Annotated in this window: 20 protein-coding genes and 2 pseudogenes; 7 read left to right on the top strand and 15 right to left on the bottom strand. The window is 68.7% G+C overall.

Annotation, left to right across the window (positions count from 1 at the left end; translation table 11 throughout):
• Positions 1 to 106: 106 nt before the first annotated feature.
• From RCR19_RS42550 to RCR19_RS42540, 3 genes are all read right to left on the bottom strand, one after another.
• Positions 107 to 4,498, bottom strand: coding sequence for an FtsK/SpoIIIE domain-containing protein (locus RCR19_RS42550; RefSeq protein ID WP_331270467.1), 4,392 nt, complete (start codon positions 4,496 to 4,498; stop codon positions 107 to 109).
• Between the two features lie 71 nt (positions 4,499 to 4,569).
• Positions 4,570 to 4,863 carry a WXG100 family type VII secretion target gene (locus RCR19_RS42545; RefSeq protein WP_331270466.1) on the bottom strand — a complete coding sequence of 98 codons (294 nt, stop codon included), beginning with the start codon at positions 4,861 to 4,863 and terminating at the stop codon, positions 4,570 to 4,572.
• A 73-nt stretch (positions 4,864 to 4,936) separates the two neighbouring features.
• On the bottom strand, positions 4,937 to 6,724 hold the full coding sequence (locus RCR19_RS42540; protein ID WP_331270465.1) for a putative T7SS-secreted protein: 1,788 nt from the start codon (positions 6,722 to 6,724) through the stop codon (positions 4,937 to 4,939).
• A gap of 144 nt (positions 6,725 to 6,868) precedes the next feature.
• On the opposite strand from RCR19_RS42540, the gene RCR19_RS42535 reads away from it, so the two are divergent.
• Complete coding sequence (locus tag RCR19_RS42535; protein ID WP_331270464.1) at positions 6,869 to 8,302, top strand: hypothetical protein; 1,434 nt, start codon at positions 6,869 to 6,871, stop codon at positions 8,300 to 8,302.
• Here RCR19_RS42535 and RCR19_RS42530 read toward each other — a convergent pair.
• The 6 genes from RCR19_RS42530 to RCR19_RS42505 form a co-directional block, all read right to left on the bottom strand.
• Positions 8,286 to 8,825 carry a sigma-70 family RNA polymerase sigma factor gene (locus RCR19_RS42530; RefSeq protein WP_331270463.1) on the bottom strand — a complete coding sequence of 180 codons (540 nt, stop codon included), beginning with the start codon at positions 8,823 to 8,825 and terminating at the stop codon, positions 8,286 to 8,288. The genes RCR19_RS42535 and RCR19_RS42530 overlap by 17 nt on opposite strands.
• A 96-nt stretch (positions 8,826 to 8,921) precedes the next feature.
• Positions 8,922 to 11,822, bottom strand: a complete 2,901-nt coding sequence (locus tag RCR19_RS42525) for a BTAD domain-containing putative transcriptional regulator (protein ID WP_331270462.1) — start codon at positions 11,820 to 11,822, stop codon at positions 8,922 to 8,924.
• Between the two features lie 656 nt (positions 11,823 to 12,478).
• Positions 12,479 to 13,699 carry a hypothetical protein gene (locus RCR19_RS42520; protein ID WP_331270461.1) on the bottom strand — a complete coding sequence of 407 codons (1,221 nt, stop codon included), beginning with the start codon at positions 13,697 to 13,699 and terminating at the stop codon, positions 12,479 to 12,481.
• Between the two features lie 656 nt (positions 13,700 to 14,355).
• Positions 14,356 to 14,622, bottom strand: a complete 267-nt coding sequence (locus RCR19_RS42515) for a hypothetical protein (RefSeq protein ID WP_331270460.1) — start codon at positions 14,620 to 14,622, stop codon at positions 14,356 to 14,358.
• Between the two features lie 741 nt (positions 14,623 to 15,363).
• The gene (locus RCR19_RS42510) at positions 15,364 to 15,687 is read right to left on the bottom strand and encodes a hypothetical protein (RefSeq protein WP_331270459.1); all 324 of its coding nucleotides are present in this window, start codon (positions 15,685 to 15,687) and stop codon (positions 15,364 to 15,366) included.
• A gap of 94 nt (positions 15,688 to 15,781) precedes the next feature.
• Positions 15,782 to 16,675 (bottom strand): NADP-dependent oxidoreductase, encoded by an 894-nt coding sequence (locus tag RCR19_RS42505; RefSeq protein WP_331270458.1) that lies wholly within the window; start codon positions 16,673 to 16,675, stop codon positions 15,782 to 15,784.
• Between the two features lie 69 nt (positions 16,676 to 16,744).
• Here RCR19_RS42505 and RCR19_RS42500 point away from each other — a divergent pair, with 69 nt between their 5' ends.
• From RCR19_RS42500 to RCR19_RS42485, 4 genes and pseudogenes are all read left to right on the top strand, one after another.
• Positions 16,745 to 17,344: a helix-turn-helix domain-containing protein gene (locus RCR19_RS42500; protein WP_331270457.1), complete on the top strand. Its 600-nt coding sequence runs from the start codon at positions 16,745 to 16,747 to the stop codon at positions 17,342 to 17,344.
• Between the two features lie 38 nt (positions 17,345 to 17,382).
• Positions 17,383 to 17,792 (top strand): annotated as a pseudogene (locus RCR19_RS42495) (TetR-like C-terminal domain-containing protein); the annotation flags it as partial.
• Positions 17,793 to 18,860: 1,068 nt separating this feature from the next.
• On the top strand, positions 18,861 to 19,862 hold the full coding sequence (locus RCR19_RS42490; protein WP_331270456.1) for an NADP-dependent oxidoreductase: 1,002 nt from the start codon (positions 18,861 to 18,863) through the stop codon (positions 19,860 to 19,862).
• A gap of 16 nt (positions 19,863 to 19,878) precedes the next feature.
• Positions 19,879 to 20,304, top strand: a complete 426-nt coding sequence (locus RCR19_RS42485) for a MerR family transcriptional regulator (protein WP_331270455.1) — start codon at positions 19,879 to 19,881, stop codon at positions 20,302 to 20,304.
• Positions 20,305 to 20,499: 195 nt separating this feature from the next.
• On the opposite strand, the gene RCR19_RS42480 is transcribed toward RCR19_RS42485, so the two are convergent.
• Positions 20,500 to 21,132: a hypothetical protein gene (locus RCR19_RS42480; RefSeq protein WP_331270454.1), complete on the bottom strand. Its 633-nt coding sequence runs from the start codon at positions 21,130 to 21,132 to the stop codon at positions 20,500 to 20,502.
• A 303-nt stretch (positions 21,133 to 21,435) separates the two neighbouring features.
• Here RCR19_RS42480 and RCR19_RS42475 point away from each other — a divergent pair.
• Together RCR19_RS42475 and RCR19_RS42470 are read left to right on the top strand one after the other, a co-directional pair.
• Positions 21,436 to 21,549, top strand: a pseudogene (locus tag RCR19_RS42475) (GNAT family N-acetyltransferase); the annotation flags it as partial.
• Positions 21,550 to 21,728: 179 nt separating this feature from the next.
• Entirely contained in the window at positions 21,729 to 22,583 is an 855-nt protein-coding gene (locus tag RCR19_RS42470; protein ID WP_331270453.1) for a PPK2 family polyphosphate kinase, read from the top strand.
• 77 nt (positions 22,584 to 22,660) lie between these two features.
• Here RCR19_RS42470 and RCR19_RS42465 read toward each other — a convergent pair whose 3' ends face one another.
• Genes RCR19_RS42465 through RCR19_RS42445 form a run of 5 tightly spaced genes read right to left on the bottom strand, consistent with a single transcriptional unit; the run spans position 22,661 to position 24,631 of the window.
• Positions 22,661 to 22,939 carry a gas vesicle protein K gene (locus RCR19_RS42465; protein WP_331270452.1) on the bottom strand — a complete coding sequence of 93 codons (279 nt, stop codon included), beginning with the start codon at positions 22,937 to 22,939 and terminating at the stop codon, positions 22,661 to 22,663.
• The gene (locus RCR19_RS42460; RefSeq protein WP_331270451.1) at positions 22,936 to 23,166 is read right to left on the bottom strand and encodes a gas vesicle protein; all 231 of its coding nucleotides are present in this window, start codon (positions 23,164 to 23,166) and stop codon (positions 22,936 to 22,938) included. Before RCR19_RS42460 ends, RCR19_RS42465 begins: the two co-directional genes overlap by 4 nt.
• Positions 23,153 to 23,974, bottom strand: coding sequence for a GvpL/GvpF family gas vesicle protein (locus tag RCR19_RS42455; RefSeq protein WP_331270450.1), 822 nt, complete (start codon positions 23,972 to 23,974; stop codon positions 23,153 to 23,155). Before RCR19_RS42455 ends, RCR19_RS42460 begins: the two co-directional genes overlap by 14 nt.
• Entirely contained in the window at positions 23,971 to 24,390 is a 420-nt protein-coding gene (locus tag RCR19_RS42450) for a gas vesicle protein (RefSeq protein WP_331270449.1), read from the bottom strand. Before RCR19_RS42450 ends, RCR19_RS42455 begins: the two co-directional genes overlap by 4 nt.
• Positions 24,383 to 24,631, bottom strand: a complete 249-nt coding sequence (locus RCR19_RS42445; protein ID WP_331270448.1) for a gas vesicle protein GvpG — start codon at positions 24,629 to 24,631, stop codon at positions 24,383 to 24,385. Before RCR19_RS42445 ends, RCR19_RS42450 begins: the two co-directional genes overlap by 8 nt.

Genomic DNA, 24,631 nt, shown 5'->3' with positions numbered 1-24,631 from the left:
ATCCGGCCGTCCTTCGGTGCTCCGCAGGGCCTACCGCTCATCTCGGCCCGCGGGCAAGGAGGGAGGTGCGTCCCCCGTGGGAACGCGGGGCGCACCTCCCGGGCTTTTAGAGCTCCGCCTCAAGCAGAGGCACCTGCACCGTCCGCAGGGTTCCGTCGCCCAGGTGCAGCAGGCCCCGCCCTGGCTGCGGAGCCTGTCCGACAACGCCTCGCGGCAGCTTCACGCCGATCACATCGCCGTCGCTCGGCCCCTGCGGGGACAGGAGCATGCCGGTGCGGTTGCGTTTGACCTGTCCCATCCAGCCGGCCAGGCTCAACGACAGCGATTCGGCGTTGCCGGCCGCGAGGACGCCCCAGCCGGTCCCGGCGCCGCCGCGGGCGAGCAGCGCGAGGTCGGAGTCGATTTCGGCTCCCATGAACAGCTCTGCGTCGTCCACGACGATCACGCCGTGCTCCTGTGGCACATTGCCCAGCGCGTTGCGGAAGTCTCCCACCGACACCTCGGTGTCGGTGATGACGGCGGTCACGCCGGGCCGTCCCTCCAACTGCCTCAGCGGCGAGCGGCGCGGGGCCAGCACGATGAGGCCGGTTCCGGCGGCGAGCAGCGACTGCGCCGCGGTGAACAGGGCGGTGCTGCGGCCGGTGCGTGGCGGTCCGGCGATCACGAAGGTCGGTACGTCCGCGAGATCGGGGCCGAGCGAGGTGAGCGTGTCGCCGCCGACGGCCACCAGAGGCTGCATCGGCGCTGCGTGGGTGTGCAGAGCGAGGGCGTCGGCATACGCGATCCGGTCGGGGAGCACGTCCAGCCGGATCGGGCGCCGTGCATCGGGGACCGAGGCTTCGCGCTCGGTCAGCTCCCGGCCCAGGGTGGCCAGGACCTCGGCCTGTGCGGTACCGGACAAGTCCTCGCCGAGTACCGCTATCTGCGCCTCGCTCAGATCCTGGGTGCGGATGCCGCGCCCCGGCGCGGGGTCGGACGGTGCCGATTTGGAGGGGATGCCGACGCTGGAGTAGTCCTGGCGGTCGTTGAGCCTGAGGACGATCTTGTCTTCGGTGGTACCGGAGAAGCGGCTGCCGGCGAGCACCCGGTCGCCGGCCAGCACGACATGGATACCGGCGCCGGCTCCGTCGCGCAGCAGGCGCAGCATGCGTTCCATGTAGCTGCCGTTGTCGTACGAGGTGAATTCGCGTTCGAAGACCTCGAACCGGTCGACCATCAGCACGATGTGGGCGAGCCGCTGCTGGTGCGGCTGGTTTTTTCGCAGTTCGGTCAGGTCGGCTGTGCCCCGCGCGCCCAGAATGCTCTGTCGTGCGCTGAGTTCGGCTCCCAGCCGGTCCAGCAGACGGCCCAGGCGCTCGATCTGATTGCGGTCGACGACCGCTCCGCAATGCGGCAGCGTGGTCAGGGCGTTGAGCGCACCGTTACCGCAGTCGATGCCGTACAGGTGGACGTCGTCGGCGCCATGGGCCTGGCCGAGTGCCGCGGCCAGGGTACGCAATGTCTGGGAGCGTCCGCTGCGCGGCGAGCCGACGATGTGCAGGTGGCCGGCTCGGTCGAGATCGAGGACCAGAGGGGTGCGGGTCTGCTGTGCGGGCAGGTCGACGATGCCGTACTCCACTGCGGGCAGGGCTGCCTCGCGTTCGGCGGACGGCTTGGGCGCGGGCGGTGCCGTCCATGGGAGCAGTGCAGGCAGGGGCGGCAGCCAGGGGCTGGGCTGGGGCGGTACCTCGGCGAGCCGGGATGCCTGTGCAACGGCTCCGGCCAGGACCGCGAGGTCGGTGACGGCCTCGGTCTGCGCCGCGCCCGAGCCTGCGCGGGAGCCGCGGGTGGGCAGCGGGCCGCCGAGGTTCTGCCAGGTCACTGGTTCTGCTTCAACGGTCGTCTCGGTTCCTTCGGCGCCCTGGCCGCCGGGGCGGCGGCCACCGACGCGGCCCGACTGGAAGGGCAGCAGCGCCGACGGCCCGAGTCGGGCGTAGGCGCGGCCGGGGTTGGCCGGTGAAATGTCCCCGGAGTCGGGGGCGTCGATGATGTCGCGGCTCTCACTGGTGTCGGTGGTGCGCAGAGCGATACGCAGATTGGTGTTGGCGCGGATGTCCGGGGTGACCGCTCCCCCGGGCCGCTGCGTCGCCAGCACCAGGTGGATGCCGAGCGATCGGCCGCGCTGCGCGATGTTCACCAGGCCCGAGATGAAGTCGGGCAGTTCGCGCACCATGGATGCGAACTCGTCGATGACCAGCAGCAGGCGGGGCAACGGCGGCAGGACGTTGCCGCCGCGTGCGCGCTTGTCGAGGTAGTCCTCGATGTCCTTGGCGCCTGCTTGGGCCAGCTGGGTCTCTCGGCGGCGCAGTTCTGCGCCCAGGGAGACCAGTGCCCTCTCCACCAGCCTGGTGTCGAGGTCGGTGACCAGGCCGACGGTGTGCGGCAGGTCGGCGCACTCGGCGAAGGCGCTGCCACCCTTGTAGTCGACGAGTACGAAGGTCATCTCATCAGGCCGGTTGACCACGGCGAGGGTGGCAACGAGGGTCTGCAGCAGTTCCGACTTGCCCGAGCCGGTGGTGCCGGCGATCAGAGCATGCGGGCCGTCACGCACCAGGTCGACGGCGAACTCACCGTCGTATCCGACGCCGAGCAGGGCCCGGGTGCTGCGACCTCCCAGCGCCCAGCCGGCCACCACGGCCTCCGCGGTGGGCGGTTCCATGTGCAGCAGGTCCAGCAGGCGTACGGAGCCGGGGAGTGCGCTCTCGTCGCTGTCGCCGACGCCGCGCAGCGGGGCCAGTGCACGGGCGAACTGCTCGTACCAGCCGGGCTCCGGGGAGTCGCTGCGCACGTTCTCCAGTGCAGCGCCGGAGCCGGTGCGCACCGTGGATGTGCTAGCGCCTGCTTGGGTGACGACGACGGCGCCACACTCCTCGGGCAGTAGTCGCTCTTCACGATCGATGCACACCGTGTAGACGCCCACGGAGGGGCCGTCACGCAGCAGCGCGATCACGCCGGGCAGCGAGCGGGCCCGGCGTGCCTGTTCCAGGACGACGAGGATGTCGGGATAGCCGTTGGCTCCGCCGCGAATGACGTCGGGGCCGGCAGCCATGCGGGAGGCGACGATCTGGCCGAGTTCGCCGATGCGCCGGGCCAGGGATTCGGCGGTACTGCCGATCAGGGCGTAGGCGTCCTCGCCCTGTGCCTGCGTGTGGGGCAGCCAACGACTCCAGGACCAGTCGCGTTCGCCGTCGGGTCCGGCAAGGACGACGATGCGCAAGTCGGTGGGGCTGTGCAAAGCGGCGGCCTGGGCAGCCAGCCAGCCGGTCAGCCGGGTCGCTCCCGGTCCGGCGACACCCGCGACTCCCGCCCTGCGCAACGGAACGGCGACGGGCACCTGGTTCAGCCAGGGCACGGTGCTGCGCCGGTGCTCGTCCTGCTCCGGGTCGTCGACGCTGATCGAGGAAGGCAGGTCGGTTGTGCCGACGCGCACGGACAAGAAATCGGGGTCCTGCCAGCGGCGCTCCCACAGCCGTTCGGAGGGCTGGGCGGCCATCTGCAGGAGTGTGGCCGGATCGGGCAGAGAAAGGCGCAGGTTGTGCTGTTCCTCGAGTACGGCAGCGTCGATGTCGGCGCGCACGCGGGCCAGTGCCTGCTCGTGCTCTTCCTTCTTCTCCAGGTATTTCAGCATCGCCTGCTTGCGTCCGCCGAACTGGGTCACCAGGGCGGCGATCGGCGAGAGCAGAGCGATGAAGACGAAGGACCACCGGTGGGTGACGAAGATGGCGATAGCGGCGCTGCCTGCCGGCAGCAGCAGGATCGGCAGCAGCGGGATGGGCCGCTTGTCGGGCTTTGTGGGAGGGGTGGGCAGCCGGAACTTCGCGCCCGCGGCGGGCGGCAGAAACCTCGGCGGCCGGTTGAACTCCAGGCCCAGCCCGTCCTGCGCGGGTGTCAGTGGAGCGCGGGCCGTCGGCCGTGAGGTCAGCTCCAGCAGGATGTCGCCGACGGCGAGCTGGCTGCCCTCCCTCCACGGTGCGGGGCTGTGTGCGGGTTTCCCGTCGAGCAACGCCGCATCGGTCATGAGGAGTTCGGCGCTGCCGTCGAGGCGGATACGGGCCCGGGCCGCGAGCGTCGGCGCCCCCTCGGCGAGGCGGATACGGCACGCCGGGCCGCTGCCGATGTCGTAGTCACCCGGGACGAGCCGGAAGACGGTTCCGGCTCCGGGACCTGAGACCAGACGGACTTCGGTTCGGCCCTCGGGCTCGGGCTCCCGGGGAAGGGGAGCTCCGAGCCCAAGGTCCATGCCGTCCCGCACACCGGCGACCTGCAGGGTGGTGTGCGGGTCGAGGGGGGTGGAGTCGATGTAGAGGGACGGCTCCCCCTCGGCCGCCCCCGCATATCCGACGGCACGTGCCAGCTCGGCCGCGAACCTGCCCGCCTGCGCGGCCGGTTCGGTTTCCACGGCGACGGTGGTGGACACCCCCTCGACCTGCGGGTCACGCACGCTGACGGTCAATCGCACTGCTCATCGTCCTTCTGGTGTGGAGGTGGGGTGCGGCGCCGGCCGCCGTGGCGGCGAGCTGGTCCGGTGGGTCAGGAGAGGTTGGAGCCGAGCTGGCTGTCGGTCTGGTCGAAGGCCTCGCCGACGGACTTCACGTACTGGCCGATCCCCTGCAGCCCCTGGTTGACCTGGTCGAAGCCCTTGGCGAACTCGTCGAAGAACGGCGAGAACTTCTGCTGGGCGGCCGGCGTGCTGTAGCCGTCGGCGAGCAGGTTGGAGATCTTGCCCTTGACCTCGGTGAGCTTGTCCTGCAGCTGGGAGAAGTCATTGAGGAGGGCCTGCGAAGTCGAGGAGGTGGTGTCCGAGTTGACGCTGTAGTTGGGCATGGGAGTACTCCTTGCTGGTGTGCGGTGCGGTCCATCCCTTTCGGGGATGGAGGACTGGTGGATGGGTGGACGTTCAGCGACCTGTACCGGCGTCCGGGCTTTCCGAAGGGCTCGTCGGTGCTGTGACGAACCCGTCGCTGGACGGGGAAGGTGAGCCGGTGCCGCCGTTCGACTGCGCGTCGGACGTGCTGATCGGTGGAGCTGTGGGTCCCGAGGAGGTGGGCGAGGGCGGAAGCGGTACGTCCGCCGGATTCACCGGGGCCGGGCTGGAGGGACGCGAACCGGTCGGTGACGGCGGAAGCGGCACATCCGCCGGATTCACCGGGGCCGGGCTGGAGGGACGCGAACCGGTCGGTGACGGGGGAAGCGGCACGTCCGCCGGATCCGGCGTCGTGGGTTGAGCGGCGGGGGGTGTGTGGACCGGACCGGCCGGCGGCCGGGGACTGCCCTTGATGGGGATCTTGTCGGCGAGGCCGTCGACGGCCCGACCGAGGCCTGCCTTGCCCACCGGCCCCACGCCCAGCTTGGGAGCGGAGTTGGCGATCTCACCGGCGGCCACCTCGTTGGGGTCGCCGCCCTGGGCCACACCCACACCGATCTTGGTGCCTAGGGTGGCGCCTTCCTCGACGAAGCCACCGACCTGGTCGGACGCCCGCTTGCCTACGGTGTCGGCGGCGGCAGGTGCTGTGGTGTCACCGAACCGGCCGCCCTTGCCCTCCTCCACCGGGGGGTTCCCGCGGCTCTTTCCTATCTTGCCGACGCCTCCCTTGAAGGCGACTCCGGCCACGGCTCCGGCCGCAGCCCCGGCGAACACACCCGCCGCCGTGATCTTGTCGTGGTTGGCCGCCTTGGCAGCCGCTTCCAGCCCCGAGTTGGTCAGGAACTTGCCGGTGACTTCCGTAGCCGCCTTTCCTACGGGGTTGGCAAGGACGCCACCGATGACCTTGCTGTTGGCGAGAGACTCACCGATCTTGCTGATCGAGCCGGTGCTCTTGGTGATGAAGCCGGAGTTCTTCACAGCGGCCACGGCGGCCGGCGCGATCGCCTCGACGGCCTTGCCGCCGAGCTTCAGCAGGGAACCGCCCGGGATGATCCCGAGCAGGCCGACGACGAAGTCACCGGCTTTAAGACCACCGGTCTGACTGGCGACGACTTGGTTGAAGACAAAGAGCGCCCCGCCCAACAGCGCGCCCACCACCGGGAAGAACACCGCCACGACGGCGACGAGGGCGGCCAGCAGAATCTGGACGAACGGGAAGTCCTTGAAGAAGTCGGCGATCTTCTGGAAGATGTTGCGCTCCGGAATCGCCTCCTTGGCCGCCCGGTCCAGCACGTCGGCGCACTGCCGCTGCGCACTCTCGCGCATCGATCTGGCCTGTTCCGCCAGACTCTTGGCCGCGCTCAGCTCGGCCTTGCCCGCGTCGATGGAGTCCTGCGTCGTGCGGGCCTGCGACTTCTCCTCGTCCGTCGGGTTCGCACTCAGTTCCTTGGGCGCCTGATTCGCCTGCGGTGCGGCCGACCGCGCCTGGTCCACCGCCCGGTCGAAGGTGTCCTGGGCCTCACGCAGCCGCGGCATGTAGTCGCTGTATGCCTGGGCCGCATCGTGGTAGGACGTCATCGTCTTGGTCAGCTTGTCCGGGAGATCGTCGCCGATCTTCTCCTTCAGCTGATCCATCGCCGCACCACGGCCCTGTGAGATCGTCCCGTCCTTCTTCAGGACGTTCAGCGCCTTCTCCGCGGCATCACCGATGTCCCGGTACCGCTGCATCACGCCCTGGATGAGGTCAGGGTCACCAGGTGTCGGGTCCGAGTCCATGCCGACGAGCTGGAAGTCCTCGGGACTGGCGTGCCGACGTGCCATTGGAATCCCCCGGTGCGGTGCCTGTGAGACGCGATCGCCAGGTACACGGGGGCGGCCGTCCGGAGGGTTCAAACCGTTTTCGCTTCGAACGCTTTCACCGGTCGGCTCCGTGTAGTCGGTGCAACGAAATCCCGGAGGGCATGGGTGGACACGATGAGCAACGGCGCGGACTTCGGGTTCGAGCACAGGCCGGCACACGCCACGGCACGCGTGCTTCTGCACGCCCTGGCCGCACTGCTGGCGGCGTGCCTAGCGCTCGGGGCAGCCACGTCCGCGCACGCGGCGTCCGGGGACGGTCTGATCAAGGTGTTCGTGGTCCCGGAGCCCACTGCGACGGGCGGACAGCCTGCCACCCTGCAATCGATCGCCGCCTCGACATTGGGCGACCCCTCGCGCTCGGTTGAGGTCTTCGACCTCAACCGCGGTCTGGCACAAAAGGACGGCGGGGCGCTCAACGGCCCGGACGACCAGCTGCACCCCGGCTGGATCCTGCGCCTTCCGCAGGACGCCGCGGGACCCGAGGTCCAACTGGCCCGTGACACCGGAACGCAGAACGCTGTCTCCTCTCCGCCGGACTCCGGACAGCGGACGTCGCCGCCGAACACCGCTTGGACCACGATGTTCACCATTCCGCTGACCGCGGTCGTGGCCGTGCTCGCAGCGATCGTGCTCGCGCTGATCACCGCGGGCATCGTGGCAAGGCGCAGGGTGCGCAGCGCGTACGCCGCCTCACTGCGCGCCGTCCGCAAGCTGGGCGAGCCGATGCGGCGCAAGCGCCGGCTGACGCAGCGGCGGGCGGCGGGCCGACGGTTCGCCACCGACGCCGAATCCGTGCGGCGCGCCTACGCCACCCTGGACGACTTCACTCCCACCCGGCAGCAGCCCGAACGGCCGGTGCACGCGCTGCGCGTCGACGACACGGGCGTGACCGTATGGCTTACGGCCTCCGACGCAGCCGACGCCCCGTGGACGAACATTGACAGCACGCGCTGGCGCCGCCCTGCCGCAGCCGGCGGTTGGCTGACCCGCGGGGAGACCACCGGTATGACGCCGCAGTCCTCGGTCAGCACGGCCTGCCTCGTTCGGGCCGGCACCGACAGCGACGGTGAGCCCGTGTTCGTGGACCTCAGCTGGCTGGACGGTGTCCTCAGCGTGAGCGGTGATCAGGCCGTGGCCCGGGACGTCGTGCACAACCTGCTGGCGGAAATCGCACGCACCCGGCCGAACACCCCGGTGAGCGTGCTGCGCGGAGCCGACGGTGCCCCGGCCTTCACCGTACCCACGGGTCTGCGAGAGCTGCCCCGAGTGGAGGCCCCTGCTGTCTCGGTGCCGGCGACGGAGCACGGGACGGTACGCGCCGGCGCGTCGCGCCGACCGGTGCAGGGCCTGGTCGTGGTCACCGGTGCACCCGGCGAGCGGGAGGCCGCGGAGCTGGCCGCCCTGTGCGGGCCTGGCGGCGCGGGCTGGACGGGGCTGGTCTGCGGCGAAGCAAGCGGCGCGCACTGGCGTTGGTACACCGATGCCGACGGCCATGTCGACATCCCCGTGCTGGATGTGCAGCTCACCGTTCCGGCCTGAGGCCCCGGTCGGCTTTGGCGCGCAAGGTGTTGAGGGCGTAGTGCTGGCGGGACTTGACGGTGCCGGCAGGTATACCGAGGATGCGAGCCGTTTCCTGTGCTGTCCGGCCGCACAGGTAGGTGTGCAGCAGGACCTCGCGGTGTTCGTGGGACAGCTGTCGCAGCAGTTCGATCGTCTCGACCGAGGTCAGCACCGTGCCGGAATGGTCAGGCAATGGCATGTCCCGGTCGTGGGCGTCGAGGGTCTCGTGGCGGGCGGCGGCGCTGCGCATCTTGTCGACAACGAGGTTGCGCGTGACTTTGAGGAGCCAGCCCCGTATTGATCCCTCGGTGCTGTAGAGGCGTTCCGCGTGTGACCAGGCGCGGATGAGGGTTTCCTGGACGATGTCCTCCGCCATGTGGTGGTCGTTCAGCAGCTTGGCGGCGTAGGCAACCAATGCTTTCGCATGGTCGGACATCAGGGTGTGCAGCAGCTGATTGCGGTGGGCGGCCGACGCGACGGCCGCGTCAGTGGTCGAGGTCATGTTCCAGTTCCTGAAGGACAAGGCTGTACGCGGCTTCAGCTCCTGGTGGAGCGGAGCGGGAGCGTAGGCAGGGTCCGCTTCCGGAACGCTGACGGTTTACTGACGTGGGGGCGGATCAGGTGCGAGAGGGCCCTTCAGCCGGTCGCGGACGTGTGCAGCATCCGGGTGGCCCATCTCCTCGAGGATGGCGAGTGCTTCGCGCCATGCGTGCACGGCCTGTGTGGGGTGGTGGGCTGCACGATGGGTTTCGCCGATGTGCACCAAAGTGTCGGCCTCCAGGTAGCGGTCGCGGATCGCCCGGTACAGCTCCAGGGCGTGCTCATAGCAATCGAGCGCCCGTTCGTGGTTGTGGAGGTGGTGGTGGGCGTAGCCGAGACTGTCCCATGCAGCGGCCTCGCCGTTGCGGTCGCCGCTCGCCTGGTGGTCCGAGAGCGCCTGCGCACACTCGTCCAAGGCGTCTTCGTACTTGCCCATCAGGATGTGCGTCCATCCGACCTCGTTGGCAATGCTCGCCTCGCCGCTGCGCAGTCCAGCCGCGCGGTACAGGGTGCTCGCGTGCTTGTAGTGTTCGAGGGCTTGCTCATGCTGCTTGCGCCGGTTGGCCAGGAATGCGAGATAGCGGCGGGTTCGACCCTGCCCGGCTAGGTCGCCGATCTCGCTGAACAGCTCCAAGGCGCGCGCGAGGTGCGCGTCGGCTTCGCCCCACAGTGCGAGGCGGCCGTTGACGAAGCCGAGCGCGCGGTGCACATGTGCCTGACCACGAATGTCGCCCAGGCGTTGGGCCGCGCCCACGGCGGCTGTCTGGGCGGCGACTTGTTCCTGCCAGCGGCCGTTGCGGTCCAGGTACAGCTCCAGTGTCGCGGCCAGCTGCCAGCCGTGCTCGCCGGTTCCGTGCCGGGCGTCCTGTTCGATCGCGGCGAGCAGGACGGAGCGGTTGGTCTCCAGCCACTCGGCAGCGGCCGTTTGGTTGGCCAGGCGCGGCACAGTCACCCCGGGTAGGTGGGGCCGCAGGTCGATTCGCTCCCGGCTGGGCGCAAGGACGCTGTCCGCAGCGTGCGCACCATGCAGGTAGTGGTCCAGCATGCGGCGCCGTGCCATGGCCAACTCGTGTGCTGTGTCTTGCGCCCGGGCCAGTTCGGCGCCGTAGGCGCGGAGCAGTTCGTGACATCCGTAACGTCCGGGAACGGGCTCGGTGATCAGGTGGGCCCGAACCAGTTCCGTCAGAAGTGCCTTGGTTTGGCCAGTGCGCTGACCGGCCAGGCTGGCGACGGCCGCGAGTGAGCAGTCGGGTCCCGGATGCAGTGCGAGCAGGCGGAAAACGCGGGCGGACGCGGGGGTGAGAAGTTGATATGACCATGAGAACGCGCTGCGTGCGTCTGCGACAGGGGCCTCCCCGGAAAACGCGTCGAGGCTGTCCTCGTTCTCGTGCAGTTCGGCCGCGATGGACGCGAGCGGAAAGGTCGGGTTCACCACAGCGCGAGCGCTGACGACGGCCAGCGCGAGAGGCAAGTGTCCGCACGCGGCGATAATCTGCGCGACCGCGTCGGGTTCGGCCGCGATCCGTTCGGCGCCGAGACGGCTGGAAAGGAACTCGCTGGCGTCCGCGTCGCTGAGCACGCCCAGCGTCAGCGGGTACGCGCCTTCGCCGGCGACCAGCCCGTACAGCTGGTTACGGCTGGTGACGACTACCAGGCAACCAGGGGCACCGGGCAGGAGGGGGCGGACATGCTCAGTGTCTCGAGCGTTGTCGAGGACGATCAGCACTCGCCGGCCGGCGACCAGGCTGCGATACAGCGCAGCCTGCGCATCCAGCCCCGCCGGAATGCGCTGTGCTGGAACGCCGAATGCGTCGAGGAAGGACCGTATCGCCTCGGCCGGGCTCATGACCGAGCCAGTGGGGTGGAAACCGCGCAGATTGACGTAGAGCTGTCCATCGGGGAAACGGTCGGCGAGCATGTGTGCCCAGTGGACCGCCAGCGTTGTCTTACCCACACCCGCCATGCCGCCGATCAATACGGTGGACACCGCCCCTTCAGGCGCGGGCAACAACCTCTCGACGTGAGCGAGCTCATGGCGTCGACCGGTGAAGGCACGCAGACCCACGGGCAGTTGGGCAGGCCGCACCACGACGCCGGCGTCCAGCTGGGCCTTCGCCGCATCGGCCGCCTCTCCCCCACTCGCGTCAGGATCGGTGGACTCCCCGCTTGCGACCTGCTCAGCAGCACGCAGGGCATAGGCGCGGCCCAGCACACGCTGGTGAGCGGCTTGCAGTTCGGGTCCCGGCTGTACCCCTAGTTCCTCAGCGAGTCTGCTACGCACCGACCGATGAACGTCCAAGGCCTCGGCCCGATGCCCGGTGGCTGCAAGCATCAGGATCAGCCTGGCCTGCAACGCCTCGTCCAACGGATGCTGCGCAGCGGCCTGCCGAAGCGTCACCAGCACTCGCGCACCCAGGCCCGGTCCGGCCTCCAGAGCCAGCTCGGCCGCTTCCTTGACGGCGGTCAGATGTTCGCCGTCAAGGGCGGAGAAGGCGGGGTGAGACCTCACCTCTACCGCAATCCCCGAGGCCGCGGGCCCGCGCCACATGGCCAGAGCCTCGATCAAGTACTCGGTGGCAGCAGCCGCATCCCCGCTCTGCGCAGCATGCTCCGCCTCCTGCCGCAGGGCTCGGAAGCGAAGTAGGTCAAGTCCGTCAGGCTCTACTTCCAGTCGGTAGCCACCCGAGCCACGCACCAGCCACCGTGACTCACTCCCCGCCGGGAGATCGGGTTCGAGCAGTCGGCGCAGTGCGCCGATGTGCCGCTGGACCACGTTGACGGCGGTGTCCGGCGGATCCTGCCCCCACAGGGCATCGACGATCTCATGGACGGCGACGGGATGCCCCACCTCGGTCAGCAGCAGTGCAAGGAGGGCCCGCTGTTTGGGCGGCCCCAGCACCAGTTCCGTGTCGCCGCGCCAGGCTCTGACCGGGCCGAGCACGGCGAAACGTATACACACAGGAATTACCGTACCAACTGTAATGACATGTAGATCCGAAGCACCCCGCCTTGACGGGGTTCGACCACGGGCCAGCATAGAGTCCACGCGAATCCCGACACGCAGGACAGCCCCACCACAGAGCACCAGGCACGACCCGGTCCGGCAAGCACGATAAGGGCTTTATTTGACACTTTACGCAATATGTCCTTGTTGAGCTCGCCCGTCGGTACTTGATGGGCAAGCCTTCGAGGTCAGTTGCCGGTAGTCGCAAAGTGAAGACCGAACCCCGATCGAGGCTGGACGCGGCGATGACCCCGCCGGTTGGGCTTGCGCGCGGCCCCGGGCGATTTTGAGGGCGCAGTCGCTTCATGCAGCCATGCGGTTGCAAGACGCCCACGTGCGGTCAGCCACCGGACGGACTCACCCCCCGCCCGCCTCCGCTGGGACTTCCAGCGCATCCGTCCACGGACCGCCTGCCCGGCCCAAGCACCGAGACTCTCCCGGCTCGGGCCCCGGACGCCTCCAGGCAGAAAACCCGGGCCACACCCCGCCGCGACCTGCACACCCCGCAAAGCAGCGCGGCGTGGTCTCTCAGAGGCGACGCAGGTCGGCTGCCACCGGGCGGGCAAGCCGCAGGTGGTGTAGGCAGCGAGGATCAGCCATGCGGGGCAGCCTCATCGCCGCTTTCTTCCTGGCTTGCGCAAAAGTTCCGCGAGGCGGTTGCCGACCGGGGTGACGCTGGGCAGGGGCTCGTGGGCGAAGTGCTCCGCCTTGCGGCGGCGCAGCAGCGTCTCCCCGTCCCGGTCCCAGGCGAACGTGGGTTTACGTAGAAGCGCTTGGAAGACGGCATCGGCGTTCTCGGGATGCCGCTGGACCAGACGGCGGATGACCATGGGAGCGACGGAGTCGTCGTTGAGGTACTCCCGAAGCCGGCTCAGGTGGGCGCGGTCGCGGGTCAGGGCGGGATCGGCGAACAGTGCGTCGAGGTGGCCGAAGTCGGCGTAGTAGCACAGGCCTTCGGTCTCGTCGTAGATCACGGCGACGGTGTCCGCGTCGTGGAATTCTTCGGGGATGCTGCTGAGTTCGTCGAGGGAGGGCCCGCCGCGTGCTGCCTTGGCGGCGGTCTCGTCGTCGAGTTCGGCCAGGGCCTTGTCCTGCCGGTGGCGGTGGTACTCCCGCATCCGCGCGGTCGCCTCGCCGGGGTCCAGGACGAGTATGTCGGTCCCGAACACTTCGATGAAGTCGGCGCGGGCCTCGGCCTGCATCTGCCACGCCTTGCGCAGCATCTCGGGATTGCGGCGCAGCACCTGCGGATGAGTGGCGAGCGTTTGGACGGCGAGCTGTGCCAGTCGCGGCCCGTCGCCGGCCGCGTAGATGCTGAGATTGCCGCTGACCAGCCAGGCGTCGGTGTCGGGATGCACGGGCACGATACGGGCAGTCACGAACATCCCGGGGCGGAGTTTGCCCAGGGCACGCCGCCCCAGGTTGGAGTGGACCTGGTAGACAAGGTCATCGAGCAGGTTGTGCAGGACGACGGCGTCCTTCTCGAAGCCCTGTACCTCGAAGACCCCCTCCACCACATCGTGCCAGCCGAGCAGCATCGCCCGCTCGTCCTCGCCCAACCGCGGCCGCCGCTGCGCCACAAACCGCTCAAGGACACTGGAGCCGTCCGCGAGGCGGTGCTGCAGCACGAAGTGGTCGATGGTGACGATGGCGGTCGCCTCGTCCAGGAAGCCGAGCCGGTCCGCTGCCTCATCGAGCCGGGCATCCAGCCGCCGGGCAAAACGCGGACTCTGTGCGAAGGCCACCAGTTCGCCCTTGAGGTCCCCGCTGCGGGCCACCAACGTAGCGACGCGGGGCGACACCGTGGTGGTGGAGGGATCGCTGTGTTCCACTACTGCTTCTTCCTGCCTGCTCCTGCACTGTGTTCCGATTGTGCGAGCCGCTGCCCGTGAACCGTGCACGTGTCAGGACATGCATCGGGGGCCAAGGGGCGGTACCGGCCCCTTGGCTGTTGAGCGAGCCGTTCGGCGCCACGGGCGGCCACCCCCGACGGCGAGGACATCCCCGTCGTCAAGACGCAGCATCCGGACATGCCTGTGAGTCTGTCAGAGCAGTGTGCAGCACGGACCGTTGCTTGGAGGAGAACCCTCGCCAGGGTGAGCGGTGATTCTCCCGTCGTATGCCCGGGCGCGCGTCGAAGGCGGGACAGCCCACGCCGCGGGGAGCTTGAAGCCGCCCGCCGGATCCGGTAATTGTCCAACCGGGACCGAACGGCAGCTCAGCCCATGAGCGACCAGAGGCGGGTCCGCTACCCAAGGCGCACTCCCGTCACCGTGGCCTACCGACACGTGGGCGGGATCCTTGGGCGGCGCCGTCGCGCATGTCCGTCTTGCGGCGAGCACGTCATAGGAGTAGCTGAGGAGCCTTCTCGTCAACGATACCGACGGCGGCGAGGGAGGCCGACCTGGTCAAGCTCGCTGTAGGGTGGTGGTCGTCCCGGTGCCGGGAGTGGTCTTGCGGCCCGTCGAGGCCAGCGCCACGGTCATCTTCAAGGGACGTCTCCGCACCAGTCGAACACACCCCCATCCGCGTGCCTGGGCGCATACAGGGCCCGACCACCCGGACCATACCGCCCTACCTCCGTACGCAAAGCGACACCTTCAGCCCGATCATGCGCGGACCAACCCGTGACATCCAAGAGCAGACCGTCCAGCGGGCCCGCGACCAACACCGCGTACACACGCCCGTGCCGTGGCCCGGCGTCCTCGTGGTCGGCCCCGTAGACGCGGCCCCGCATGAACTCCAGCTCATCCATGCTCAACAGGGTTGCAGCCGCCACCGACAGCCCTGCCCGTCACCAACCCGCGGAAGAGCCGTTGAACACGGCATCGCGCATTGCAATCCGCCCCCCGCGGATACGCGATCCCCGTAGAGGCCCGAAACAGAACGGCGCTGTAAGTGCCTCTCCCAACACCACGCCAACGCTCATCAGTGACACGAGGGCGAATGACGTTCAGTCGCGGGAATCGTAGGCTTGTCCGCGCTGCGAGTGCGCCCTCAGCCAAGTGGCGCTGTCCGGTTGATGCGGCCTTCCGCGCCGACATCGCGCCCTGGATAGCCCGGAAGGTCCACTCCCCCCACGTGGTCCAGCGGACCGATGCCGGTGCGGTCGTAACAGGTCTGCCGACTCCCGAATCTTCTTGGAAGGTCACGCCGCGGGGCGCCGGTCCATGTGCGGAACGACGGCTCGCGGCGCACGACTTCCGCGCGGGCCCGCCCGTGGCAGACGCTCGGAGGACAGGGCTGTGCCTCGTCGTTGACGAGGCCGAGTTGAAACGGGTGTGCAGCACCACGGGCCATATCGCTCGGGAACATTCCGCAAGCCGTCCCGTACGTAACTTCCATACGATCCCGTTGAGCATCGTGGGTCGTCCAACCACCTCCTGCCCCGCAACGACACGGGCAGAAGTGGCAGAACGAACTCCCGCTCCGCATCCGACAGTTCATGTCACCCGATGATCTAGAACGCAAGATCATTCGAAGGCACGCCTGAGGGTCAGCTGACCGGCAGCGCGCTGTTCTCCCGCCTGGAGGCTGTGCCGAGCACTGTACGTGCGACATCTTCCAGTGATCTGAGCAGCGGGTTCGGGTCGTCGGCGCGCGTGACGAGTACGACCTCGCAGGGATCGGTGTCGATGACGGGCACCAGGGTGATGTCCTCGCGTACAGCGGCGCGTCGATCGCCGGCGGGGAAGATCGCGACACAGTGGCCGGTGGCGACGAGCTCCAGCTTGTCCTCGTAGCTGTCGTCGATGGCGGGCTGAGGTGGTGCCGGGCGGTCGCCAACCGGCTCCGCCCGAGTGCAACCACACGCCCCCACCTCCACCAGACCCGGAGCGGTTCATCCGACGAAGTAGCGAGATCCTGGCTGGCGTCGCCCTCACTTCCTGCTTGAGGGCGACGCCTAGCTGGCTTCAGACGACCAGAACCCGGCGCCCGCGCGTGTGACCGGCCTGGCTGTCGATGTGCGCCGCCGCGGCCTCGGCGAGCGTGTACGACTTCTCGATTGGGATGTGGAGCTTTCCCCGCGAGATGAGGCCGACGGCCTCGGCGAGCGCTTCCGGCACGCTCCCGGCCACGCCGGAGAATCGGACACCGAACTCCGGCGCTTCGAGATCGGCTATGGAGATCACCTTCTGCGCATCCCCGGTCAACTCGACGAGCTCGCGGATCACGCCCGAGCCGGCCAGGTCGAGAGCCGCGTCCACATGGCCGAGCTCCCGCACCCGCGCGACCCAGCCCTCGCCGTACGTCGTGGCGACAGCACCCAAGCTCCGCAGGTAGTCCTGGTTCGCGGCCCCAGCCGTGCCGATCACCGTGATGCCGCGGTCACGGGCGATCTGCAGCACCGCCGACCCGACTCCCCCGGACGCACCGCTGACCAGTAGCGTCTGCCCGGCCTGCACACCGGCCTCGCGGATGATGCGCAGCGCGGTCTCCACCACGGAGGGATACCCGGCCGCCTCTTCGAACGTCAGCCCCTCGGGCGTACGGGCCCAAGCCGACAGCACGGCAAACTCGGCGTACGTGCTCGAGCCTTCGCCGAACACGCGGTCGCCGACCGCGACCCCTTCGACGCCCTCACCGACCTCGTCCACTACCCCGGAGGCGTCCAGCCCGACCCCGGAGGGCAACTCGATCGGATGGGCCCCCAGGACCTGGCCTTCACGGATCCTCCAGTCGACGGGGTTCACGCCCGCCGCCCGCACGGCGATGCGTACCTGGCCGGGGCCCGCGTGGGGCTCCTCGGCATCTATGAGTCGCAGGACGTCCGGACCGCCGAAATCGGCGAAGATCACCTTCTTCATGCGGGGACCATAACACTAACGGATAGTGTTTTGGATCCGTTATGGTTTCGCACCTGATAGCGTGAGAGCATGACCGTGCCGACCGGACGCCGTGAGCGCAAGAAGGCCGTGACCCGCCGGAAGATCGCTGATGCCGCCCTCCGACTCTTCCTGGAACGCGGGTACGACGCGGTGGGCATCCGTGACGTGGCTACCGAGGCCGACGTGGCCGTCACCACGCTCTTCTCTCACTTCGCCTCAAAAGAGGCCCTGGTGTTCGAACAGGACGAAGACTTCGAGCAACGCGTCATGCAGGCGGTCACCGACCGGGCGCCGCACGAGCCGCTCATCCCGGCGCTGCGCCGCGAGATCCAGGCCTTGGTGCGCCACTGCACGGCGGACAGCGCCGCTCCGATCTGGCGCCTCATCGACGAGTCACCTGCCCTGCGGGAGTACGAGGAGTCCATGAGACTGCGCCACGCGGAGTCGCTGGCAACGGCCATCGCCGCCGATTCCGACCGGACCGCAACGGCCTGCCGGGCGATCGCCAGGTTCGTGATCGACGCCTATTCACTGGCCCGTGAGGCGGCCGATCCGAAGGCCGCGGTGGACGAGATCTTCCGGATGATCGAGGCGGCCTGGGGGGTCACCTGCCCCTCCGCAAACTCCACCGGCACGGCCGGACCATAGTCAGGACGTGGTCACCCGCGGTCGGGCCACTCTTAGCGATCTATCGGCGGTGGCCGTCGAAGAGCGCAGTCGTCTTCGCTGCCTTCCTGGCTCTGAGCCAGGAGACGGACGGGCAGTCCGTCGCGCTGCCGGACACGGGCGACCTCGAGGCGGGTCTCAAGCTCGTCATGCGTGCCACGGCGGAAGGGTTCGCCGACCCGGCCTTCGACAAGCTGATCCGGGCCCTCAACACCGAGATCGCCAACGATCCCGTGGTGGCGGTCGAGTGCCGACAGAAGCTGGCCCAGCCACTGGAAGAGGCGAAGAGGGTGCGCTTGCGCAGCGCCCAGAAGGCAGGTCAACTCGACGTCGATGCCGACGTCGACCTGGCCCTCGAAATGCTCTACGCCCCCCTCTTCCACGGTGGCTGCACCGCAGCGGACCGCTGAACGCCGCCTACGCCGACTGACTTGTCAACGCGACCCTCAGAGCTTTCGGCCCCAGGAGCGGGTCCACAGGTTGACCTGCACGCCTTCGCCGCAGTGCCGGCCCACCCACCGCGCTCCGCAAGGGCATATTTCCGGGCGCGCAGCCGTCGACCCGCCGTTTCGCCCAGCCCATCATCCGTCGGCTCCAGCGCGACCACGGGGTGGGGACGCGTCTGTGACGCCCTGGTGCTGACCAAGCCTCTGTGAACAGGTCTCGTGGACACAGCCGTGAAACGCGGGGAAGCCGACCGACACCGTCCGCGGCGGACCTCGTTGATGGCCCCGCCGGTGGTAGACGCTCCCACCTCGTAGATCACGGCCAGGGCCTCGCGGTCAGACCGGTGTGCAGATCAACCAAGTTGGCAAGCACCGGTTGGCGGAGGTCAACAAGTTCACAGGCGAGCAGCACCAGTGGTGCGGGAAGGCTGACGTACCTAACCAAAGACCTGTGGGGAGGCTCCGTTCTGCAATGCCTCGAGTCTCCAACCGCTGCCGCTGCACTCCTGGGGCAGCGGCGGAAAACGATCGCCCTTCACATCGGTGCTGTATCCGTGGCCCTGGCCGCAGTCGCACTCATAGACCCCAGGAAAGGGAACGATCTCGCCAGGATGGTGGACCTTCTCGGCATCTTCGCCCATAAACACTGTCTACGCCGCGATCAGGGACGCCGCACGCCAGTACACGGCGATCGGGTGGGCCCGCCAACTACGCATCTTCGGACGCATCGGCGAGTGCCCACACGCATCGATCCCACAACCAGCGGTGTCTCCGCAGCCCTCCCTGAGACTCTCCCCCGATGCGGGGTCGAGCCTGCATCCGCCGCCAGGTGCCAGGTGCCTAGCGTTTGGCCGTGGGCCCGGCGCTCATACCCTCCAGCTCGGTTTGTGCCAGCCATCGTCGGGTTATGCGCCTCCGCGCTCGCCACCGGCGCCGTCCCAAAGCTCGGTGCCGCTGATGGACTGGTAACTGAGCTTTCCTCATCCGGCTCGTCGGATGCCCTACGAGGAGGCCTTGCCCCTTACCCGCGGGTCAAGGCTTAGCGTCCGGCCATGCACACGACTCATCGCTTCGTACGCTTGGTCCGTCGCCCCGCCGGATTGCCGAGCCCTGACGACTTCACCCTGGCACAGGCCCCCGTTCCCAAGCTCCAGGCTGGCCAAGTACTCATCCGTAACACGCATTTCCTCGTCTTTCCGGGCCTGCGCACCCTTATCGGAGGCGAGACCCGCGATGTGCCGCTGCCGCCACTGCGCCCTGGCGACACCCTGTTCGGGCCCGCAATCGGCGAGGTGGTCGACGGGCCGCTGAAGAAGGGTCAGCTGGTACTGCACCTTCAGGGCTGGCGAGACTACGCGACACCCGCAGCCGATGAGTGCAGGCCGCTCGAAGGCATCCTGCCCGACCCGATCGCCCACCTCGCCCAGGGTTCCGCAGCCTACGGCGCGTTCACCAGGCTGGCCGAGGTGCAAGGGGGCGACACCGTGTTCGTGACCGGGGCCGCCGGCGCCGTAGGCACCTTGGCAGGCCAGATCGCCCGGCTGTTGGGCGCCGCCCGGGTGATCGGCAGCACCGGCTCACCCGACAAGGCCCGGCGGCTGAAGCGGGAACTCGGCTACGACGCCGTCGTGCTGCGCGGAGCGGGCCCCATCGGCTCGCAGCTTTCTGAGGCAGCGCCGGATGGCATCGACATCGTCCTGGACACCGTGGGCGGCGAACAGGTGACGGCCGCCGTCCATGCGGCGAACCGAGGCGCCCGGTTCGCCCTGGTGGGCGCACTGGACGGTCAACTTTCTCCAAAACGAGCGGGCGGGAGCGCGCCGGCTGTGGTCGACACGTACCGGCTGCTGACCAAGGGCATCCGGATCGCCGGCTACAACGGTGTGGATCACCCGGATGTAGAGGCCGAATGGGAGGCCCGCTTCGGGGACTGGTTGCGGGCGGGCAACATCCAATTCCCGTACACCGCGGTCCACGGAATGGAGAGCGCCCCGGAGGCGTTGCCTCGACTGATCGCTGGCCGCTCCTTCGGTGCGGCAATCGTGGAGCTGTAGGACACAGGGAGCGGGCATGCGGATCGGTGAGGCAGCGGCGGCGGCCGGCGCCACGCCGCGCGCTCTGCGCTTGTACGAGGCTCGCGGCCTGCTCCGGCCTCCGCCACGTACCTCATCCGGCCAACGCCAATACAGCCCTGCCGAAGTGGCGCGCGTCCGCGTGATCCGCAACCTGCTGGCTCTGGGCCTCACGTTGGAGGACCTTCGCCGTCGTGCCCACCGCTTGGATCTCCTCGCCCAAGACCCGGCGGGATCCTGTAACAGCCGCCCCGCCGAGTTCAACAACGTCGTGGCCGATCGCCTAGCAGCCCTGGACGCGGAGATCGCACGGCTCACACACCTACGGCAGAGTCTCGCCGCAGCCGCAAGTTCGGTCGGCGACCCCGGCTCGCGCACCATCCCCCGCGACAGCGGTCCCGCGCCGGGGGAACAGGAGCGTTGATCTCCGAGCGGGCATGCCGGCACTCGTGGTTCTCGGCTTGCCGGTCATGCGCGATGTCGGATGCCATCGCGCGAGAGCCACGTCGCCACGCGTTCGAACTGCGAAGGCTAAAACAGGACGTCCGGCCCGTGAGGAACGGCTCGTCCGCTCCCCCGGGCGCGTTAGCCAACAGCCACCCGGACAACGGCGTGCTGCCTAGCGCCGCCGGTCCGCGACTTCGGCCGCGGCCCGCAGCGGGCGGGTGGACACATGGGGGAAGTTTTCGTTCGCCGGCTCTTCCCCGCGGAAGTCGTTTCTTGCGGCGGCTACGGCTCGGGCTTGGTGGGCGAGGCTGTCCTCAAGCAGATCCAGCAGTTCCATGTCGTGGTGCCGGATCGCCTGGAACAGGTCGAGGGCTGCATGGTCCTGGGCCTGGTCGGCGAGAACCTCCCCGACTCGAGCAGTGGCCAGCGCCCGGGCGGCAGCGGTGTACTCGTCCTCGGTGTGCCTCAGCAGTCGCCGCTCGTCGGCCGGCCCCCTGCCACGCATCACACCGTTCACGGCCTTCTGCCCCAGGGTTATCGGGAGGGATGCCGCTTTCCAGGTGATGCGGGCGGCGAACCGCGCGACGTCGGCCGCTCCCCCCAGCAGTCCGCGTGGCTGTAGATCGCGGGCACGGTGTTGGATGCGGTACACCCTTTCGTCCATGTCGTCAGCCTGACGCTCGAGCATCCGCTGGTGGGATCCAGGCGGCGCGAGAGCCGCGCCCGCGCGCAGTCGGTCGCGTACTGCGGCATGGGCGTGGTAGGCGTCTTCGAGCGCCGGTAACAAGGCCTGCGTCGTCATCATGGGCTGCTCCTTGCGGAGGTCAGGCGGCGTCAACCGCGCGGAAGGAATGAGCTGCCCAGCCGCCAGCCGTCCTCGTGCGGCTGAGTAGCCGGGATCATCCTGCGAGGTCCTCGCCAAGATCACCCGTCGGGGGCATGCCCGCTAATGGCGGTGACGGTGCTGGAGCCCGGCCCTTCTCTGGGATCAGAGAGCCCGTGATGATCGCCTTAGCGATTCGGCTGTCTAGGGGGTGGCTTTGTTCATGAGAACGAACAGACTCCCTTCGGCCGGGAGGCACCCGAGTTCGGTCGGGAGTCCCCGAGTGGCAACCTCCACGTCGAGCAGGTCTCGGTTCACCCGGACAGCGCGCGTCGCAGTGGCGGCCGGTTACCGCTGGACCATCTGGCGACCCATGCCACCAGCGAGGGGCCCCCAAGCGACCACCGGCGTCCGGCGGCCCGGCTGCGGCAGCCGTCAGTAGCAATAGGCCCGGCGGTCGTCACTTGGAGGGAAGTCGAGAACAGAAGAGGCGGCGACCTGGCCTCACCGGTCCTTGGACAGGTAGCGCGGTCCGTCGCCCTGGCGCACCATCGGGGGAACTGACGCGAGGAGGAGGTATGCATGACGAGGCCCCGCTGCGGGACTTGCTCCGCCTCCCCGTCGGCAAGCCGGTCGACCTGTCTGCCTACGACACCGGCGCGACCCCTGGCGGCCCCGACAGCAAAGCCGCCGGGCTCGCGGACACAGCCCGGCTGGGTAAGGAGTTGGCCGGCCTGCAGGAACGTCTGTGGGCGGCAGCGACCGCTGGTGACCGTCGACGGATCCTGCTGGTGTTGCAGGGTATGGACACCAGCGGCAAGGGCGGCACGGTCAAGCACGTCATCGGCCACTTCAACCCCGCGGGCTGCCGCATTCACGCCTTCAAATCTCCCACTCGGGAGGAGCGGCAGTACGACTTCCTCTGGCGTGTTGCGAAAGAACTCCCGCGCCCCGGCGAGATTGGCATCTTCGACCGCTCGCACTACGAAGACGTCCTGATCGCCAAGGTCCGCTCCCTGGCCCCGGTCGGCGAGATCAAAAGCCGCTACGTCCGGATCAACGGATTCGAGACGTCGCTGACGGGCAACGGGGTGACGGTCATCAAGTGCTTCCTGCACATCTCGCGCGACGAGCAACTGCGCCGGTTGCTGAAACGCCTCGACACACCGCACAAGCGGTGGAAGTTCAGCCCCGGTGACATCGACGAACGGGCCCTGTGGCCGGCCTACCAGGGGGCGTACGAGACGGCCCTGACCCGCTGCGCGACCCCAGCCGCGCCCTGGCACTTGGTCCCGGCCGACCACAAGTGGTATCGCAACTGGGCCATCAGCAGGCTCCTGCTGGAATGCCTGCGCGAGCTGGACCCCCAGTACCCGGCGGCCGATTACGACGTGGAGGAGTGCCGTGCTCTGCTGCTGGCGGAGGAGGGCTGACGTGTGGGAGCAGTGGGTGCGGTGAGGGAAAGGGGCACAGGCCAGCTCGGGATGCCGAATCACTGGCGTAGCAGGGCTCAGTGCCGCGGCAGGAGGGTTCCCAGTGGTCCGAGATCCAGGTTGAGATCCTCTGGCCGCAGCCCGTGCTGGTCGCACAGCTCGGTCATCCGCTGCTCCAGCATCATGAGCGTCAGCCCGATTCGCTCGACCTGTTCATCGCTGAGGTCACCCTCTTCCACCCGGCGGATCGCCTGTCGCTCCATCAGTTGGCGGAGCAGTTCGACGATGGTCAGCACCAGGGCCAGCAGATCGCGTCCGACTGTGTCGGGGTCCGCGTCGAGTCGGGCGCCCGTCATAGTGGCCCCGAGTCCGCCCAGGGGGCGGGCACCCGCTCGTTCACCGAGGACAGCAGGGCGTGGAGCGACAGTCGTACCAGCGGCACGTCCGCAATGGCGATCACCAGGTCCCCGCTGATCACGACGCCGGTGGCGAGGAGCCGGTCCAGCAGATCCACCAGCGGTACGCCGATCGGTCCTTCAAGCGGCTCGGGTTCCTGCCACGGCACTTGGTTAATGATCTCCATGGGCCCCGTCCTCCCCTGCGAAGGAATAGGGCACCCATGGGCCGGACAGCTCGATCAGCGCTCCGGCTCGCCGCCGCAGCGTGGCCACCGCTTTTGTGAATCGTGCAGTCTGGCTCTCGTCCACCAGATAGGCGCCGTTGAGGACCTGGACACGGCGGCAGTCGTTCAACTGCTGCTCCTGGAGCCGCAGTCGACGGGCCGCCACCGCCAAGCTTCGCAGCGCCGCGTCCAGCTCCTCGGCGGCTTGCAGCGCGGCGCTTCGGCTTTCTTCCCGTGCCCGGTGTGTGCCTCGGACCCGCTCCAGATAGGCGCGTCCAGCTCCGGGCGCCTGCGGCACGCGGGCGGGCGCGACGGTGCGGTCCGTCTCAGTCATGGTGGAGGCCGAGGACACGTACACCTTGACGCCCCACTCGACCCGTCCGGCGACGCGGTCCAGCACAGTGTGGAAGCGTGCCGCGTCGGCCGTGAGCGCCTGCCGTGCGCGTTCCTCGCTGCTGTAGAGAGTGGCCAGCGCCATCGGCGCGGCAGGCCCGGCAGTCGCGACGGCCGTCACGATCTGGTGGTGGGCGCGGACGTATCGCTCCAAGTCATCGGGGTCGGACAGCCGCTCGGTCCAAAACTGGCGGTCGGCCTCGGCCGCGGGCACGTCTTGTACGACGGCGTGCAACTGCTCGAACGGCAGCGTCCGCACAGGAGCGGTGGAGATCCCTGGCAGCCGGCAGAGGACATCGTCGTCCGCATGGCGGCAGACGGCGAAGACATAGGTCGCCGCGGTGGCAGGCGGTACTGCGGGGACGGGCTGCGTCATGACACCGGTCGCTCCTCGGCTCGTCGGGCCCGTTGGCTGGGCCGGCCCTGCGGGGGGTCTTCGTTTGCTCCGGGAGCGGCCGTGCCGTCACCGTGCAGTTCCGGATCCTGTGCGAACGAGGGCGCCGCGAGCTGCTCGCGCAGTCGTCGGTTCTCCTCTACCAGCTCTCGGTGCGCGGCACGGGAGGAGAGCGCCGAATCGGTCTCCCACCAGTCAATGCCTGCCTTCTTCGCGGTGTCCACGGAAGCGACGAACAAGCGAAGCCGGATGGTGAGCAGCTCGATGTCCAGAAGGTCGATCTTGATGTCGCCGGCGATGACGATGCCCTTGTCCAGCACGCGTTCCAGGATGTCGGCGAGGTTGCTGGTGGAGGGGCCTGGAAGCTGGCCGGCTCGCCGGTAGTCGACCTCAGTCACGGGCCACCTCCGGGCCCACTGCGGCTTCCAACCGATCGAGCAGCCGGTCCTCTTCCCGCTCGAATGCAGCCAGGTCGATCTGCCCGGCCTCCAACGCCTGGTTCAGCTCGGCAAGTTGTGTGCGGACCGCTGCCGGATCATTGACCTCGCGATCGGCAGCTTCGGCAAGCTGGTCGGCAACCCAGACCACGCCTCTCACAGGAGCCAGCGGCGCGGTGAGCAGTGCAGTGAACAAGCCCAT

Source organism: Streptomyces sp. WAC07094 (genome assembly GCF_036320405.1).
Lineage (GTDB): Bacteria > Actinomycetota > Actinomycetes > Streptomycetales > Streptomycetaceae > Streptomyces > Streptomyces lannensis.
Note: the sequence above shows the minus strand (reverse complement) of the source record. Positions and strands in the feature narration are given on the sequence as shown.

Bases quoted from the DNA above. Each gene is read 5' to 3' on its own strand.
- RCR19_RS42545 (WP_331270466.1), bottom strand. From the start codon at position 4,863: ATGCCCAACTACAGCGTCAACTCGGACACCACCTCCTCGACTTCGCAG.
- RCR19_RS42540 (WP_331270465.1), bottom strand. From the start codon at position 6,724: ATGGCACGTCGGCACGCCAGTCCCGAGGACTTCCAGCTCGTCGGCATG.
- RCR19_RS42530 (WP_331270463.1), bottom strand. From the start codon at position 8,825: ATGACCTCGACCACTGACGCGGCCGTCGCGTCGGCCGCCCACCGCAAT.
- RCR19_RS42515 (WP_331270460.1), bottom strand. From the start codon at position 14,622: ATGGATGAGCTGGAGTTCATGCGGGGCCGCGTCTACGGGGCCGACCAC.
- RCR19_RS42505 (WP_331270458.1), bottom strand. From the start codon at position 16,675: ATGAAGAAGGTGATCTTCGCCGATTTCGGCGGTCCGGACGTCCTGCGA.
- RCR19_RS42500 (WP_331270457.1), top strand. From the start codon at position 16,745: ATGACCGTGCCGACCGGACGCCGTGAGCGCAAGAAGGCCGTGACCCGC.
- RCR19_RS42490 (WP_331270456.1), top strand. From the start codon at position 18,861: ATGCACACGACTCATCGCTTCGTACGCTTGGTCCGTCGCCCCGCCGGA.
- RCR19_RS42485 (WP_331270455.1), top strand. From the start codon at position 19,879: ATGCGGATCGGTGAGGCAGCGGCGGCGGCCGGCGCCACGCCGCGCGCT.
- RCR19_RS42480 (WP_331270454.1), bottom strand. From the start codon at position 21,132: ATGATGACGACGCAGGCCTTGTTACCGGCGCTCGAAGACGCCTACCAC.
- RCR19_RS42470 (WP_331270453.1), top strand. From the start codon at position 21,729: ATGCATGACGAGGCCCCGCTGCGGGACTTGCTCCGCCTCCCCGTCGGC.
- RCR19_RS42465 (WP_331270452.1), bottom strand. From the start codon at position 22,939: ATGACGGGCGCCCGACTCGACGCGGACCCCGACACAGTCGGACGCGAT.
- RCR19_RS42460 (WP_331270451.1), bottom strand. From the start codon at position 23,166: ATGGAGATCATTAACCAAGTGCCGTGGCAGGAACCCGAGCCGCTTGAA.
- RCR19_RS42455 (WP_331270450.1), bottom strand. From the start codon at position 23,974: ATGACGCAGCCCGTCCCCGCAGTACCGCCTGCCACCGCGGCGACCTAT.
- RCR19_RS42445 (WP_331270448.1), bottom strand. From the start codon at position 24,631: ATGGGCTTGTTCACTGCACTGCTCACCGCGCCGCTGGCTCCTGTGAGA.